At 60.2% G+C, this 15,813-nt stretch carries 11 protein-coding genes; 2 read left to right on the forward strand and 9 right to left on the reverse strand.

The genetic code is table 11. From position 1 onward, the window contains the following. Positions 1-10: 10 nt before the first annotated feature. The 6 genes from AC07W5_RS02810 to betI all read right to left on the reverse strand — a co-directional run bounded on the left by AC07W5_RS02810 (position 11) and on the right by betI (position 7,966). Positions 11-1,348 (reverse strand): TldD/PmbA family protein, encoded by a 1,338-nt coding sequence (locus AC07W5_RS02810; RefSeq protein ID WP_495012011.1) that lies wholly within the window; start codon positions 1,346-1,348, stop codon positions 11-13. Beyond that, a complete protein-coding gene (locus tag AC07W5_RS02815) occupies positions 1,348-2,790 on the reverse strand; it encodes a TldD/PmbA family protein (protein ID WP_495022743.1) in 1,443 nt (480 codons plus the stop codon). The genes AC07W5_RS02810 and AC07W5_RS02815 overlap by 1 nt, the downstream gene beginning before the upstream one ends. Before the next feature lie 143 nt (positions 2,791-2,933). Continuing rightward, complete coding sequence (locus AC07W5_RS02820) at positions 2,934-3,629, reverse strand: RraA family protein (RefSeq protein ID WP_029297314.1); 696 nt, start codon at positions 3,627-3,629, stop codon at positions 2,934-2,936. A gap of 306 nt (positions 3,630-3,935) precedes the next feature. Beyond that, entirely contained in the window at positions 3,936-5,639 is a 1,704-nt protein-coding gene (gene betA / locus AC07W5_RS02825) for a choline dehydrogenase (RefSeq protein WP_495012009.1), read from the reverse strand. 153 nt (positions 5,640-5,792) lie between these two features. Beyond that, positions 5,793-7,265, reverse strand: a complete 1,473-nt coding sequence (gene betB, locus AC07W5_RS02830; protein WP_495012008.1) for a betaine-aldehyde dehydrogenase — start codon at positions 7,263-7,265, stop codon at positions 5,793-5,795. A 107-nt stretch (positions 7,266-7,372) separates the two neighbouring features. Further along, positions 7,373-7,966, reverse strand: coding sequence for a transcriptional regulator BetI (betI, locus tag AC07W5_RS02835; protein ID WP_494990643.1), 594 nt, complete (start codon positions 7,964-7,966; stop codon positions 7,373-7,375). Between the two features lie 470 nt (positions 7,967-8,436). On the opposite strand from betI, the gene AC07W5_RS02840 reads away from it, so the two are divergent. Continuing rightward, positions 8,437-10,395, forward strand: a complete 1,959-nt coding sequence (locus AC07W5_RS02840) for a BCCT family transporter (RefSeq protein ID WP_495022794.1) — start codon at positions 8,437-8,439, stop codon at positions 10,393-10,395. A gap of 210 nt (positions 10,396-10,605) precedes the next feature. Here the strand turns inward: AC07W5_RS02840 and choV are convergent, their stop codons facing one another. From choV to AC07W5_RS02855, 3 genes are all read right to left on the reverse strand, one after another. Beyond that, on the reverse strand, positions 10,606-11,784 hold the full coding sequence (gene choV / locus AC07W5_RS02845; RefSeq protein ID WP_495012007.1) for a choline ABC transporter ATP-binding protein: 1,179 nt from the start codon (positions 11,782-11,784) through the stop codon (positions 10,606-10,608). After that, on the reverse strand, positions 11,781-12,626 hold the full coding sequence (choW, locus tag AC07W5_RS02850; protein ID WP_494990641.1) for a choline ABC transporter permease subunit: 846 nt from the start codon (positions 12,624-12,626) through the stop codon (positions 11,781-11,783). The genes choV and choW overlap by 4 nt, the downstream gene beginning before the upstream one ends. Before the next feature lie 66 nt (positions 12,627-12,692). Beyond that, positions 12,693-13,640: a choline ABC transporter substrate-binding protein gene (locus AC07W5_RS02855; protein ID WP_494990640.1), complete on the reverse strand. Its 948-nt coding sequence runs from the start codon at positions 13,638-13,640 to the stop codon at positions 12,693-12,695. A gap of 445 nt (positions 13,641-14,085) precedes the next feature. On the opposite strand from AC07W5_RS02855, the gene AC07W5_RS02860 reads away from it, so the two are divergent. Next, on the forward strand, positions 14,086-15,462 hold the full coding sequence (locus tag AC07W5_RS02860; protein WP_495012006.1) for an L-serine ammonia-lyase: 1,377 nt from the start codon (positions 14,086-14,088) through the stop codon (positions 15,460-15,462). Positions 15,463-15,813: the final 351 nt, after the last annotated feature.

Here is a 15,813-nt window from a genome sequence, read left to right on the forward strand (position 1 = left end):
ACGATCGTCACTACAGGGTCAACGTGAGTCGGCTGACCAGCGCTCCCGGCAGCAGCGCCGAGGCGGTTTGGCGCTGGCTGTAGGTACTGGCCGACAAAATCAGTTCCCGCTCGCGGGTCAGTGCTTCCAGTTGCGAGCCGAGCAAGCTGTAGGCACTGTCGTCGAAACGCATGGTGCTGACTGGTGCCTGTATCTCGCCGTTTTCCACCCAGAAGGTGGCGAAGCGAGTCATGCCGGTCAGGCGTGCTGCCGGCAGGTCCGAGTAGTTCAGGTACCAGAGGTTGCTGATGTACAGGCCCGTTCCCAGTTGCTTGAGAATGTCCTCCTGCGCCAGCGAACCCGCCGCCATGTTCAATGCACTCGGCGCTTCGCCGCTAGCGGCGCCGTTGGCGGTGAGGCCGTATTCGGCGGCACTGCGTGAGTTGACCAGTTGCGCATCAGCCTGGCCGGCATTGATCAGCGTCAGATCGCTACGCGGATAACCCTCGCCGGAAAACGCCGGGCTCAGCGAGCCTGTCACTTTCTCATCCAGAGACACCAGCGGGCTGAACGCGCAATCGCCGCCGTACAGTCGTTGCAGCGGACTGCTCTTGCTGGCGATCGAGCGGGCCGAAAAGCCGCCCCAGCAGAGCATGCCCAGAATTTCCTCAAGGGCAGCCGGCGCGAGGTAAGCACGGTACTGTCCCGGCGCCAACGTGCGCAGGGGGCGGCTCAGATGTTGCAACTGCTCGCGGGCCTGCTGGAAGCGTTTAGCGAAACCCTCGCTGCTCCAGTCATGCCCGGCGTAGCTGGCTTTCACCGCTTGGCCGTTGGCGTGAAACAGGCTGAAGTCGAAGTTGAAACTGTTGGCCTGATGCCAGCCGAAGGCTCCGGCCGAGCTGGCGAAGCCACGGCTGACAGGACCGGCAGCATAGAAACCGACCAGGTCGAGCCCGTCAGCGGCACGGCTGATGGCTTCAACGACCTGGGCGGTGTCCGGTAGTGGGTGGTCCTGCACATTCTGGCTCTGCCAGCCGTTGTAGTTGAGCAGCAGATACGGGTCCTGCGGCAACAGCGGCAAGGTTTCGCGCAGCTGTTGCAGGCCTTCGGCCAGGCGCTGACGGTCGACTTGCGGGTCGCCGGCGAGGGTGATGCCGAGGTTTGCATGACGACCATCGTCAATCAGCTTGAAGCTCAGGCTGGCCTGCTGCACATGCCCGGCCTGACGCACCTTGGCATGGTTGAAACGAATGAACTCCGAGGATTCGGCGTCGTAGCTCAGGGTGAATTGCTCTGGCTCGCGCAGGTTGCCCTGCAACCAACCGACCAGTGCCTGGAATTGTTGCTCCTGACTCATGGCAGTACTCATCAGGCATCCCCTCCAAACACATCAACGTTGCTGAATACGCAGGCGGGCGATGCATGGCCGACGCGGATCACCTGATTCGGCTCGCCTTTGCCGCAGTTCGGCGTGCCGAGGACCTTGAAGGTGCCGGCGTCACCGACGGCGCTGAGGTTGCGCCAGAACTGCGCGGAAATGGCACGGTAGTTGGGGTTCTTCACGACGCCCTTGAGTTCGCCGTTTTCGATCAACTGGCCCCATTCGCAGCCGAACTGGAATTTGTTGCGCGCATCGTCGATCGACCAGGAGCGGTTGGTCGACATCAGCACGCCGTGCTCGATGCCGCCGATCAGTTGCTCAAGAGGCTGATCGCCCGGCTCGATATTCAAGTTGGCCATGCGATCGATCGGCGGACGGTTCCAGCTACAGGCGCGGCTGTTGGCGACGCCGTCGAGGCCGGAGCGGTATTGCGACAGCGCGCCGCCCAGTGGACGCAGCAGCAACCCGTCACGGATCAGGAATTGTTTGCTGGCGGCCGTACCGTCGTCGTCATGGCCGTAGCTGGCGAGCTGTTCGGGAATGTCCGGGTCGAAGGTCACGTTGAGCAATTTGGAGCCGTATTGCAGGCTGCCGAAGTCGCTGGCTTTGACGAAACTGGTGCCGGCGTAATTGCGCTCGTCGCCGAGGATGCGATCCAGTTCCAGCGGGTGACCGATGGACTCGTGGATCTGCAGCATCATCTGGTCCGGCATCAACAACAGGTCGCGCGGGCCTTGCGGGGTGTTCGGCGCCAGCAGCAGTTGCAGGGCCTGGTCGGCCACTGTTGGGCCGGAGCCCACCAGCCCGCAGCGGCTGATCACGTCGGCGCCGCCCTGCTGGCCGAAGTTCTCGCGGCCCAGGCTGCGGGTCTGGCTGTCGCTGCCGTCGTAGGCGGTAACCTCCAGGCTCGGGTAGACGAAACGCTGCGCCTGGCGCAATTCGGCACCCGCACTGTTGAGGTAGATCTGCTCGACATTGGTGATGCCGATGCTCACTTCCCAGTTCACCAACCGCTCGTCTTTTGGCACGGCGGCGGATTCGTCACCGAGCAATTGGTAGCAGTCACTCAGGGATGGGAAGGGGTGTTCGAAGTTCGGTGACAAGTAATCGCCGCGCTCGCTGGAAACCGGCTGTTGGCGCAGGTCGAGCAGGGCGTGGGCGGCGATCAACCGGGCTTGCTGCTCGGCCCGTTCGAGGGCGGCTTGCAGGCCGGATTGGGAAAGATCGTTGGTCGCGGCATAGGCTTCAACGCCGTTGACCCGTGCGGTTAGCATCGCGCCTTCGTCGCGGCCAAGGTGTGGGGGCTCTGCAACGTTCTTGCGCACCGACAGGTACTGGCCCGACTCACGCACGTAGCGCAGCGAAAAGAATTCAGCGCCCGTGCGCAACGCAGCGAAGCGCTGTTTGAGCTGGGGGTGGAAATCGAACATGCGGGGAACCTCCTTGTGAGTAGCGGCGACCTTGAGGGCCTCATCGCGGGCAAGCCTCGCTCCTACAAGGCCAAGATTGAATCATGGATGTGTGATCAACCACAAAACCGTAGGAGCGAGGCTTGCCCGCGATGCTTTTAGCGTTAGACCGGGCAACCCTTGGCGCGCAGGATCGCGTCGAAGCGATCCGGGTCCAGGGTGCCGGCTTCAATTGCTGCCAGTGTCGCTTTTTCGCGGGCCAGCAGGTCGTGGCAACGCACCAACAGTTCCGGCAGTTCGCTGCGCGATGCGGCCACCACACCGTCACCGTCGCCGATCATCAGGTCGCCTGGTGCGACGAGCATCCCGGCACAGGAAATCGGCACGTTGATTTCACCGCCGCCGTCGGTGCTCGGGCCACGGTGTACGCCGCCGATGGCGTAGGCCGGCAGTTCACCGGTTTGCCATTCGTCGAGGTCGCGCAGAGCACCGTTGATCACCACGCCGACGATCCCGGCTTTCAGCGCCATGGCGCGCATGATGCCGCCGAACACTGCGCGAGTCAGGTCGGCGCTGCCGTCGATCACCAGCACGTCGCCGGGGCGGGCCATCTGCATGGCTTTGAGAATCATCAGGTTGTCGCCGGGGCGCACGCGCACGGTCAGCGCGCTGCCGAGCATCGGAGCGTTACCGTGGAAGGCTTTGAGACCCAGGCCACCGACATTGCGGCCCAGGCAATCGCTGACGGCAGCGGCGGGGATCTTGCTGAATTCCTTCAGCCATTTTGGATCGAGGGGTTCAACGTTTGGATTGATCAGGAAGCCGGTGGGCCATTTGCTCGAAGAAACGACATCAAACATGAGTATGCCTCGTGGCCAGCCAGGTGGCGGCTTTCGATGGGGGCGAGGGAGGTGAAACGTTTGCGCGATGACTAGATTAGGCCTGCGCGGGGGGTGGGATCAAGGGTGAAACGGTGTGGGCGGGTTTACGCAAACCCTGTAGCAGCTGGCGAAGCCTGCGTTCGGCTGCGCAGCAGTCGTAAAACCTGAGTCCCCGCTTCTGGATGGAACCGAGTTTACCGGGTTGCGACTGCTACGCAGCCGAACGTAGCCTTCGGCAACTGCTACGGGATTAGGCGCCAACCGTTGCGATTGGCGCCATGCCGGTTATTGCGCGGTACGGCTCACTTCACGCAGTGGCTTGCCACGTACCGGGGCGTTGCCCGCCACATAGTACTTGGCCTTGCTGCGAGGCAGAGGCTTGCGACCACGGATCTTGTCGGCGATTTTCTCGGCGATCATGATCGTTGGCGCGTTCAGGTTACCGGTGGTGATCAGCGGCATGATCGAGGCGTCGATCACGCGCAGGCCTTGCATCCCGTGGACGCGACCCTGGCCATCGACCACGGCCATCTCGTCGGTGCCCATTTTGCACGAGCAGGACGGGTGGAACGCGGTTTCGGCGTGTTCACGGATGAACTTGTCCAGTTGCTCGTCGGTTTGCACCTCGATGCCCGGGCTCAGTTCGCGACCACGGAAGGCGTCGAGTGCCGGCTGCTGCATGATTTCACGGGTCAGGCGGATGCCGTCGCGAAATTCCTGCCAGTCTTGCTCGGTGGCCATGTAGTTGAACAGGATGCTCGGGTACTGGCGCGGATCCTTGGATTTGACCTGGATGCGGCCGCGGCTTGGCGAACGCATGGAGCCCATGTGCGCCTGGAAGCCGTGCTCTTTCACACCGTTGCTGCCGTTGTAGTTAATCGCAACCGGCAGGAAGTGGTACTGAATGTTCGGCCATTCGAAGTCCGGGCGAGTACGGATAAAACCACCGGCTTCGAACTGGTTGCTGGCGCCAATACCGGTGCCGTTGAACAACCATTCGGCACCGATGGCCGGCTGGTTGTGCAGCAGCAGCGAGGGGTACAGCGAGACCGGCTGGGTGCAAGCGTACTGCAGGTAAAGCTCCAGGTGGTCTTGCAGGTTCTCGCCAACACCTGGCAGATCGTGAACGACCGGGATGTCCAGGCTTTTCAGCAATTGGGCCGGGCCGACGCCGGAGCGTTGCAGGATTTGTGGCGAAGCGATCGCGCCGCTGCACAGCAGTACTTCCTTGCGTGCACGGGCTTCAACGCGCTCTTCGGCGCTGCCCACCAGGTAACGTACGCCGACGGCACGTTTGCCCTCGAACAGAATCTTGTCGGTCAGAGCGTGGGTGACGATGTGCAGGGTCGAACGCTTTTTGGCGATGTCCAGGTAGCCGCGCGCGGTGCTGGAACGACGACCTTTAGGCGTCACGGTACGGTCCATCGGGCCGAAACCTTCCTGCTGGTAGCCATTCAGATCTTCGGTACGCGGGTAACCGGCCTGCACGCCTGCTTCAACCATCGCGTGGAACAGCGGGTTGTTGCCGGCTTTGGGCGTGGTCACGCTGACCGGGCCTTCGCCACCGTGGTAGTCGTTCGGGCCGATGTCGCGGGTTTCCGCTTTGCGGAAGTACGGCAGGCAGTCCAGGTAGGTCCAGTCTTCCAGGCCAGGGTTTTTCGCCCAGCCGTCGTAGTCCATGGCGTTACCGCGGATGTAGCACATGCCGTTGATCAGCGAAGACCCACCCAGGCCCTTGCCGCGACCGCACTCCATCCGACGGCCATCCATGTGTGGCTCTGGGTCGGTTTCGTAGGCCCAGTTGTAGCGACGGCCTTGCAGCGGAAACGCCAGGGCCGCAGGCATTTGCGTGCGGAAGTCGTAACGGTAGTCCGGGCCGCCTGCTTCGAGCAGCAGCACGGTGACGCCTTCGTCTTCAGTCAGACGGGTCGCCAGGGTGTTACCGGCAGAGCCGGCACCAATGATGATGTAGTCGAATTCTTGGGACATTGAATGCACCCTCTTTGATGTTGGGTCAGGTGGGGCCGTTGCGAGTGCTGCGCACTCGATCGCGAGCAAGCTCGCTCCTACAGGGCCCGCGCAAAACCTGTAGGAGCGAGCTTGCTCGCGAGGCGGCCTCGCGAGCGGTGAAAGACTCGAGTCTTAGAACACCGAGTTGTATTCGCCCAGCTCGACCTGTACCGATTTGATGCGTGTGAAGTTGTTCAGCGAGCTGATGCCGTTTTCGCGGCCCACGCCCGATTGCTTGAAGCCGCCAACCGGCATTTCCGCTGCCGATTCGCCCCAGGCGTTGATCCAGCAGATACCGGCTTCCAGTTGATGAATCACGCGGTGAGCGCGGTTCAGATCTTTGGTGACCACACCGGCAGCCAGGCCGAACTCGGTGTCGTTGGCGCGGCGGATCACTTCTTCTTCGGTTTCGTAGGTGAGGATGCTCATCACCGGGCCGAAGATTTCTTCGCGGACGATGGTCATCTCGTCGGTGCAGTCGGTGAACACGGTCGGTGCCACGAACGCGCCTTTGGCGAATTCGCCGTCGGTCAGACGTTCGCCGCCGCACAGAACGCGGGCGCCTTCTTCTTTACCTTTGGCGATGTAGCCGAGCACGCTTTCCATGTGGGCGAAGCTGACCAGTGGGCCGAAGTTGGTGTTTTCGTCTTGCGGGTTGCCAACGCGAATGCGCGCAACGCGCTCAACGATTTTGGCTTCGAAAGCGGCTTTCAGGTGGCTCGGAACGAACACGCGAGTGCCGTTGGTGCAGACCTGACCGGAGCTGTAGAAGTTGGCCATCATCGCGGTGTCGGCAGCGCGATCAAGATCGGCGTCGTCGAAAATGATCAGCGGGGATTTGCCGCCCAGCTCCATGGTCACGTCTTTGAGCGAGGAGCTGGAAGCGCTGGCCATGACCTTCTTGCCGGTGTCGGTGCCGCCGGTGAAAGAGATTTTTTCGATGCGTGGGTGCTCGGTCAGCCAGGTGCCGACTTCACGGCCGCTGCCGGTCAGAACGTTGAACACGCCATCCGGCAGGCCGGCTTCGGTGTAGATCTCAGCCAGCTTCAGGGTAGTCAGGGAGGTGACTTCGCTTGGCTTGAAGATCATCGCGTTACCGGCCGCCAGGGCCGGAGCGGATTTCCACAGAGCGATCTGGATCGGATAGTTCCACGCGCCGATACCCGCGACGACGCCCAGCGGCTCGCGACGGGTGTAGACGAAAGAGGTGGTGCGCAGCGGAATCTGCTCGCCTTCGATGGCCGGGACCAGACCGGCGTAGTACTCGAGCACGTCAGCGCCGGTAACGATGTCGACGTAACGGGTTTCCGAGTACGACTTGCCGGTGTCCAGGGTTTCCAGAACGGCCAGTTCGTCGTTGCGCTCGCGGAGGATTTCAACGGCACGACGCAGGATGCGCGAACGCTGCATGGCGGTCATCGCGGCCCAGACTTTCTGGCCCTTTTCGGCGGCGACAACGGCGCGCTCGACGTCAGCGAAGGTCGCACGTTGCACTTGTGCGAGAACTTCACCGGTAGCCGGGTTGATGGCTTCGAAGGTGGCGTCGCCGCTGGCGTCGGAGTAACCGCCGTCGATGTAAAGTTTTTGCAGTTCGAAACGGGCCATAGTGTCCTCTCAAGTGCATAAGTGGTTGGCGTTAACCACTGGGCGTGCCGTAAAGCCTGGGCATCGCTGGTCAGTGGCCGTTCAGGGGCCGAGCGGTTATGTGTGCTCTAGCGCTCCTGCTTAGCCAGTTGGAAATCCATGTATTCGTAAGCAATCCGTTGCGCCTGCACGGTGTCGAAAGCATCTCCCGACAGCGCGCCGCGCAACCACAAACCGTCAATCAGGGCTGCCAGGCCGCGTGCTGCGCTGCGTGCAGCGTCAATCGGCAGCACTCGGCGGAACTGGCAACACAGGTTGGAATACAGTCGGTGATCGTTGATCCGCTGCAACCTGTGCAATGACGGGTGGTGCATGCTGGTGGCCCAGAAGGCCAGCCAGGTTTTCATTGCCGGGCCATTGACCTGGCTGGCGTCGAAGTTGCCTTCGATAATCACCTGGAGATGAGCCCGTGGGCAGCTATCTTCCAGCGCCTGGCGGCGCGCGGTGACGTTCTCGCTCAGGACGCTCATCAGATACCGCATCGTGGCGGCGATCAGGCCATTCTTGTCCTGAAAATAGTGACTGATGATGCCATTCGAGACACCGGCCAAACGGGCGATCAGCGCAATGCTGGCGTCCCCCATTCCGACCTGATCGACTGCCAGCAAGGTGGCTTCGATCAACTGCTGGCGGCGTATGGGTTGCATACCGACCTTGGGCATCTTGCACATCTCCTTAGGCCTGCCAGCAGTCGACTAGTGACTACTGGCGTGGAGGCCAGTCTATTTTGTTTTGATTGAACGTTCAATCAACAAAGAATAAGATCTGCGACAAATCGTCGCTGTCTGCAGGTTTTTCCTACGTGTAGATGGCGGAAAAACGGCATCCAAAAAAGCTCGAAACCCACTCAAGACATGGCGTTAACCGCCGAGGAAGGACGTGTCGAGTGCTTGAGGTCATATGGCCAAGCATTCTTTCGCGCAAACCCCTCGCCGGTTTTCCGCGCCGTTCCTGTGGGTTCGGGCTTTTTTCGGGGTGTCTTTATATCACCCGCTGATCGGCTGCCAACTAACCGATTGGTCGGGTAACGCTTTGCCTTGTGTCCTTCTCTCGCACTGCCTGGAGCATCTGTGCAATGAGTTCTGCCTCTCTTATAAAGACCTCGCCCGAAAAGGTGACGGTCAACGGTTGGGTGTTCTACACCTCGACCGCATTGATCCTGCTGCTGACCGCCATCCTCATCGCCGCGCCGCAAGAAGCCGGGAGAGTGCTGGGGATAGCCCAGGCCTGGTTGTCGCGCAGCTTCGGCTGGTACTACATGGTGGTGATCGCCGCCTACCTGGTATTCGTCGTCGGTCTGGCGTTTTCGTCCTATGGCAAGCTCAAACTGGGCAGCAAGGACGACACCCCGGACTTCAGCTATGGCGCCTGGGCCGGGATGCTGTTCTCGTCCGGCATCGGCATCTCGCTACTCTACTTTGGTGCTTCCGAGCCTCTGGATCACTACTTCAACCCGCCGGAAGGCGTGGCCGGCAGCAACCTGGCGGCGCGTCAGGCAGTGCAGCTGACGTTCCTGCATTGGGGCCTGCATGGCTGGGCGATCTACGCGCTGGTCGGCCTGGCCGTGGCGTACTTTGCTTACCGTCATAACCAGCCACTGGCGCTGCGTTCGGCGCTGTATCCGCTGGTGGGCGAGCGTTGGGTCAAAGGCGCGGCCGGTCATGCGGTCGACGGCTTTGGCATGTTCGTGACCCTGCTGGGTCTGGTGACCAACCTGGGGATTGGCTCGCTGCAAGTGTCGTCGGGGCTTGAGAACCTGTTCGGCATGGAGCACAACAACACCAACCTGTTGATCGTAATCATCGTGATGAGCACTGTGGCGACCATCGCTGCCGTGTCTGGCGTGGAAAATGGCATCCGTCGTCTGTCCAACCTGAACATCGTGCTGTTCAGCGGTCTGCTGATTTTCGTGCTGCTGTTCGGCCCGACCCTGCACCTGCTTAACGGTTTTGTGCAGAACATCGGCGACTACCTGAACGGCGTGGTGCTGAAAACCTTCGACCTTTATGTGTACGAAGCCGACAACGCCAAATCCGAGCGCTGGTTGGGCCTGTGGACTCTGTTCTACTGGGCCTGGTGGATTTCCTGGGCCCCATTCGTAGGCATGTTCATCGCGCGTATTTCCCGCGGTCGTACCGTGCGTGAACTGGTGGCTGGCGTGCTGCTGATTCCGCTGGGTTTCACCCTGGCCTGGCTGTCGATCTTCGGTAACTCGGCTTTGGATCTGGTGATGAACCAGGGAGCGGTGGAGCTTGGGAAGACGGCGCTCGAGCAGCCGTCCATGGCGATCTACCAGCTGCTTGAGCACTACCCAGCGTCGAAAATCGTGATCGGCGTGTCGATCTTTGTCGGTTTCGTGTTGTTCCTGACCCCGGCCGACTCTGGCGCGGTGATGATGGCCAACCTGTCCTGCAAGGGCGGCAATGTCGATGAAGACGCGCCGCACTGGTTGCGGATCTTCTGGTCGGTGGTGATCACGCTGGTGACCATCGGTCTGTTGTTCGCCGGTAACTTCGAAGCCATGCAAACCATGGTGGTGCTGGCCGGTCTGCCGTTCTCGGTGGTGTTGGTGTTCTTCATGTTCGGTTTGCACAAGGCCATGCGCCAGGACGTGCAGATCGAGCAGGAGCAAGCCGAATTGGCCGCTCGCGGTCGTCGTGGTTTCAGCGAACGTTTGAGTGCGCTGGATCTGCAACCGACTCAGGCCATCGTGCAACGCTACATGGACAAGCACGTCAGTGCGGCGCTGCAAGATGCCGCCGCGCAACTGCGTAATCTGGGCCTGACGGTGCAGAGCAACCTGGGTAAATCCCGCAGCAATATTGGCCTGCGGGTGGAAATGAATGAGGGTAATCCGTTCCTTTACGAGGTCAGCCTGGAGGGTTACCTGGCGGCGCCGAGCGATTCGGTTCAGCCTGAAGGAGCAGGTGTGGAGCCTGAAGTGCGCAGTCGTTACTACCGTGCCGAGGTTTACCTGCACAGCGGCAGTCAGGAATATGACTTGATGGGGTTCACTCCAGAGCAGATTACCCGTGACGTGCTCGATCAGTTTGAAAGCCATCGGCAGCTCCTGGGCCGGGTGTATAGCTAAAGCATAAGGGGCTCGGATAGAGCTCCTTTTTTGTGCTTGGTGATCGTTCCCACGCTCTGCGTGGGAATGCCGCCCTGGACGCTCTGCGTCCGTTGTTGAGTCTGACGCGGAGCGTCACCGGATGCATTCCCACGCAGAGCGTGGGAACGATCGCACAGATCGCACACACAAAAACGCCGCGAGGATCGCGGCGTTTTTATGTGTGCTGTCTTACCCCAGATTCTTCCCTAGCAACGCATGGTAGAGCTCGCTGTCGCCGAGTATTCCGACCACCTTGTGGTTGTCATGCAGAACAAGCTTGTTGCCGGTCTGGTAGCGGATCTGCAACGCTTCGCGCATACCGATGTTGAAGTCCACCAGGGTTGGTCGACGCCCCAGTCCTTCCACCGCCTGGCCAGGTATCCAGTTCTGCAGATCAAGGCTGGCGCCGTTCTGGCGTGCGCCCTTGATGGTGTTGCCTTCGGCCAGATCGAGCCAGGAGTCACCGCCTGGGTCCAGGCATACGGAACCGTTGATGCGTTTGCAGTTGTCCAGCGTGCGCATCAGGCTGCGACCGCACAGGACATTCAGCGGGTTGGTATGGGCAACGAACGTGCGAACATAGTCATCGGCCGGGTTCAGCACGATTTCTTCCGGTTTGCTGTACTGGACGATCCGACCGTCTTTCATGATCGCGATACGGCTGCCCAGCTTCAGGGCTTCATCAAGGTCGTGGCTCACGAACACGATGGTCTTGTGCAGCTTGCGTTGCAGCTCCAGCAGTTCGTCTTGCAGGCCTTGGCGGATCAGTGGATCGAGGGCCGAGAAGGGTTCGTCCATCAGGAGAATGTCGGCGTCCATCGCCAGGGCGCGGGCCAGGCCCACACGTTGTTGCATGCCGCCGGAGAGTTCATCGGGCTTCTTGTTGCGCCATTGGGTCAGGCCCACCAGCTCGATTTTTTCGTCGACCAGTTTGTTCCGTTCCTTTTCCGGACGACCCTGCATCTCGAGGCCGAAGCTGATGTTCTCGCGTACGGTCAGCCAAGGCATCAGGGCGAACTTCTGGAACACCATGGCAATGCGCTTGGTGCGCATCATCTTCAGTTCGGCCGGGGTGCAGGAGGCGATGTCGATTTGCCTGCCTTCGTGCTCGACGAACAACTGCCCGCGGCTGACGGTGTTCAAGCCGTTGATACACCGCAACAGACTCGACTTGCCAGAGCCGGAGAGGCCCATCAGCACGCAGATTTCGCCTTTTTCGATGTCCAGACTGGCTTTTTCGACACCGACGATCTGACCGGTCTGTTTCAGGATCTGATCACGCGTCAGGCCCTTGTCCAGCAATTTCAGGGCCTCACGCGGGTCTTTGGAGAAGACAACATCTACCTTGTCGAAGCGGATTATGCTCATGCGTCACCCCCTACTTTAGCGTCGGGTTGTTTGCAGATACGGTCGAGCATGATCGCCAGCAATACGATCGCCAGGCCTGCTTCAAAGCCCAGTGCGATATCAGCAGTGTTCAGTGCGTTGACCACGGGTTTACCCAAGCCATCAGCACCCACCAGCGCCGCGATCACCACCATCGACAGTGAGAGCATGATGCACTGGGTGATGCCGGCAGCGATGCTCGGCATGGCGTGGGGCAGTTCGATGCGCGAGAGCAACTGACGGCGCGAGCAGCCAAAGGCTTTGCCGGCGTCCATCAACTCTTGCGGTACATCACGGATACCCAGGTAGGTCAGACGGATGGGCGCGGCAATCGCGAACACCACCGTGGAAATCAGACCGGGCACCACACCCAGACCGAACAGGGTCAGGGTAGGAATGAGGTAAACGAACGTCGGTACGGTCTGCATCAGATCGAGTACCGGACGCATTAAAGTATAGAACATCGGCTTGTGCGCCGCGACGATGCCCAGCGGCACGCCAATGACCACGCAGACCAGTGTAGCGAACAGCACCTGGGCGAGGGTTTCCATGGTTTCCTGCCAGTAACCCAGGTTCAGGATCAGCAGGAAAGACAGTACGACAAAGGCCGTCAGGCCCCATTTGCGTTGAATGAAATGAGCCAGTAGCGCGATCAGGCCGATCAATGCCAGCGGATTGAACCAGGTCAGCGCAAATGTCACGCCATGGATCATCGTTTCCAGTGTCGTGGCGATCGCATCGAAAGTGCTGGCGCCGTGTTGCGTCAACCATTCAACGAAGGCAGCGATGTACTGGCCTAGGGGGATTTTGTGATCAGTCAGCATGGTAGTGAACGTCCGCATGCAAGGAAAAAAACAGCCCGGGCGGGCTAGCCCGCCCGGCGTCAACGATTACTTCGCGAGTTTGGCTTTAACGGCCTCCAGGCCTGGTTTACCGTCAATGGTGGTCACGCCAGCGAGCCAGGTATCGAGCACCTGTGGATTCTTTTTCAGCCAGGCCTTGGCGGCCGCGTCAGGCTTCATCTTGTCGTCCAGGATGTTGCCCATCAGAGAGCTTTCCATGTCGACGGTGAACTCCAGATTCTTCAGCAACTGACCAACGTTGCTGCATTCCTGGGTGTAGCCCTTGCGGGTGTTGGTCAGGACAGTGGCTGCGCCAAAATCCGGACCGAAGTAATCATCGCCACCGGTGAGGTACTCAATCTTGAAGCGCTTGTTCATCGGGTGCGGTGCCCAGCCCAGGAACACCACGGCGGTATCGCGCTTCTGGGCGCGCTCGACTTGCGAGAGCATGCCGGCTTCGCTGGACTCGACCACTTTGAAGCCAGCGTCTTTCAGGCCGAAGGCGTTCTTGTCGATCATACTCTGGATCAGGCGGTTGCCGTCATTACCCGGTTCGATGCCGTAGATCTTGCCGTCCAGTTCTTTTTTGAACTTGGCAATGTCTTTGAAATCTTTCAGACCCTTGTCATACAAAGCCTGTGGAACCGCCAGGGTGTACTTGGCACCTTTGAGGTTCGTACGCACGGTTTCCACGGTACCGGCATCGCGGTAGGCCTTGATGTCGTTTTCCATGGTCGGCATCCAGTTGCCGAGGAATACGTCCATGTTCTTGCCGTCGGCCAGGGACTTGTAGGTCACCGGCACGGAAATCATGGTGGTCTTGGTCTTGTAACCCAAGGCATCGAGGACGACGCTGGTGGTCGCGGTAGTGGCGGTGATGTCGGTCCAGCCGACATCGGAGAAGTTTACGGTGCTGCACTGTGCCGGTTCTGCGGCTTGAGCCAGAACAGGCAGACTCAGCATGGCGGCCAACAACAACGACGGGGAACCTTTCATGGGTGGACTCCTGGATGTTTTTTTTTGGCGGTTTACCGACTGGATGACCGCGCTTATGTGTTGCGGTTGGAGACGTGTGGGGAGCAGCTCTACCACAGCATCTTGCAATCGAGTCGAGACTGATCATGTACCAGTGAAAATCTGACGCCTACAGGGTGCGTCGTATCCAGTACAGGGAGGGTCGCATCCAGTGTCGGTAACGTCGTTTACAGATTTTTTCAGCCCTGCAACCGCACTTTTTGTCCATCTGCACCGCGAAAAACGGCCAGAACTTGCTGTTGGCCGATTGCGACGTTGATGGACATGAGCGAGTCGGTGTGAGACGTCGTGCCTGACTGCAAAAGCCGGATGATGCGGCGATCCAGGCGGATTGCGATTTGAGCGTAGCAGCTCCGTCACCGGGTGCTTTGGCGCCTGGAGTATGCTCATCAGGAGGTTCGCGGTAATGGCTATCAGTGTGTTTGACCTGTTCAAGATTGGTATCGGGCCCTCGAGTTCTCATACCGTCGGACCGATGCGCGCAGCGGCGCTATTCGTCCAGACGCTTCGCGAGCAAGGTCTGCTTGATCAGGTGCGGCGGGTCGAAGTGCAGTTGTACGGCTCGCTGTCCGCCACCGGTATCGGTCACGGCAGCGACAACGCGGTGATCATGGGGCTGATGAGTGAGTGGCCGGACGCCATTGATCCATCGCAGATCGGCGTGCGTATTAACACCCTGCGCGAAACCGGCACGCTGCTGCTCGACGGTCGCTTGCCGATCCCCTTTATATGGGCGCGGGACATGCGCTTGATCGATGAGAACCTGCCGTTCCACCCCAACGCCATGACCCTGGTCGTCGAAGGCGAGGCAGGCGAGCTGCATCGCGACACCTATTACTCCATTGGTGGCGGTTTTGTCGTCGACGAGGCGCAAGCCAGCAGCGGTGTGGTAGACCTTGATCGGACTGTGCTGCCTTACGATTTCTCCAGCGCGGTCGAACTGCTCAGCCTCTGCAAGAAACACAACCTGCGTGTCGCCGAACTGATGATGGCTAACGAGAAGGTCTGGCGCCCGGAAGAAGAAATTCGCAGTGGTTTGATGAAGCTCTGGCGCGCGATGCAGGACTGTGTCGAGCAAGGGCTCAAGCACGAAGGCGTCCTGCCCGGTGGTCTTAATGTGCGACGCCGCGCCGCCAAGCTGCACCGCAGCCTGCAAGAGCTGAACAAACCCAACGTGATCGGCTCGACGTTGAGCGCCATGGAGTGGGTCAACCTGTTCGCCCTGGCGGTCAACGAAGAGAACGCTGCCGGCGGGCGCATGGTCACGGCACCGACCAACGGTGCGGCAGGGATCATCCCGGCGGTGCTGCACTACTTCATGAAATTCAGCGAAGCGGTGACCGATGCCAACGTCGTCGACTATTTCCTGAGTGCGGCGGCGATCGGGATTCTGTGTAAAAAGAACGCGTCGATTTCCGGTGCCGAAGTCGGCTGTCAGGGTGAGGTCGGTTCGGCATGCGCCATGGCCGCGGCCGGGTTGGCGGAAATTCTCGGCGCGACACCGGAGCAACTGTGCAACGCGGCGGAAATCGGCCTGGAACATAACCTGGGTCTGACCTGCGATCCGGTGGGCGGCCTGGTGCAAGTGCCGTGTATCGAGCGCAATGCGATTGCCGCAGTAAAGGCCATCAACGCCGCACAGATGGCCCTGCGTGGGGATGGCCAGCACTTTATCTCCCTGGACCGGGTCATCCGCACCATGCGCGACACCGGTGCCGACATGCACGACAAATACAAAGAGACCTCGCGCGGTGGGCTGGCGGTGAGTGCGGTGGAATGTTGAGCGCAGTACACCAGTAAAACCGAGTGGCCTTCATCGCGATGGCGTCAGACCAGTCAAAACTGCGCGGTAAGTGAACACTGATTCGAATAAGCGCTGCTTTTTGGCGCGTCGCTTACAGTTAAGAGAAACACCCTCAGGTCAGGGCTCGATTTCGACCCTGACCGTTGGTCACCCGTGCTTGAGGTGACACTCTTTCCCAAGGGTTCTCAGTGCTTTTCCCACAAGTGCTACCGATTTGCTCACAGCCCCCGGGGCAAAGCGCCTACACACCTCTTCCTCGCTTATAACCCTCACTCCGCGCGGGGGCTATATAGACGCATCGCGACGTCGTTTTCAGGAGTTATTGAATGC

This window comes from Pseudomonas sp. GW821-FHT01E05 (genome assembly GCF_059422425.1).

Bases quoted from the DNA above. Each gene is read 5' to 3' on its own strand.
- betI (WP_494990643.1), bottom strand. From the start codon at position 7,966: ATGCCCAAGGTCGGTATGCAACCCATACGCCGCCAGCAGTTGATCGAA.
- choW (WP_494990641.1), bottom strand. From the start codon at position 12,626: ATGCTGACTGATCACAAAATCCCCCTAGGCCAGTACATCGCTGCCTTC.
- AC07W5_RS02820 (WP_029297314.1), bottom strand. From the start codon at position 3,629: ATGTTTGATGTCGTTTCTTCGAGCAAATGGCCCACCGGCTTCCTGATC.
- AC07W5_RS02810 (WP_495012011.1), bottom strand. From the start codon at position 1,348: ATGAGTACTGCCATGAGTCAGGAGCAACAATTCCAGGCACTGGTCGGT.
- AC07W5_RS02855 (WP_494990640.1), bottom strand. From the start codon at position 13,640: ATGAAAGGTTCCCCGTCGTTGTTGTTGGCCGCCATGCTGAGTCTGCCT.
- choV (WP_495012007.1), bottom strand. From the start codon at position 11,784: ATGAGCATAATCCGCTTCGACAAGGTAGATGTTGTCTTCTCCAAAGAC.
- AC07W5_RS02860 (WP_495012006.1), top strand. From the start codon at position 14,086: ATGGCTATCAGTGTGTTTGACCTGTTCAAGATTGGTATCGGGCCCTCG.
- betA (WP_495012009.1), bottom strand. From the start codon at position 5,639: ATGTCCCAAGAATTCGACTACATCATCATTGGTGCCGGCTCTGCCGGT.
- betB (WP_495012008.1), bottom strand. From the start codon at position 7,265: ATGGCCCGTTTCGAACTGCAAAAACTTTACATCGACGGCGGTTACTCC.
- AC07W5_RS02815 (WP_495022743.1), bottom strand. From the start codon at position 2,790: ATGTTCGATTTCCACCCCCAGCTCAAACAGCGCTTCGCTGCGTTGCGC.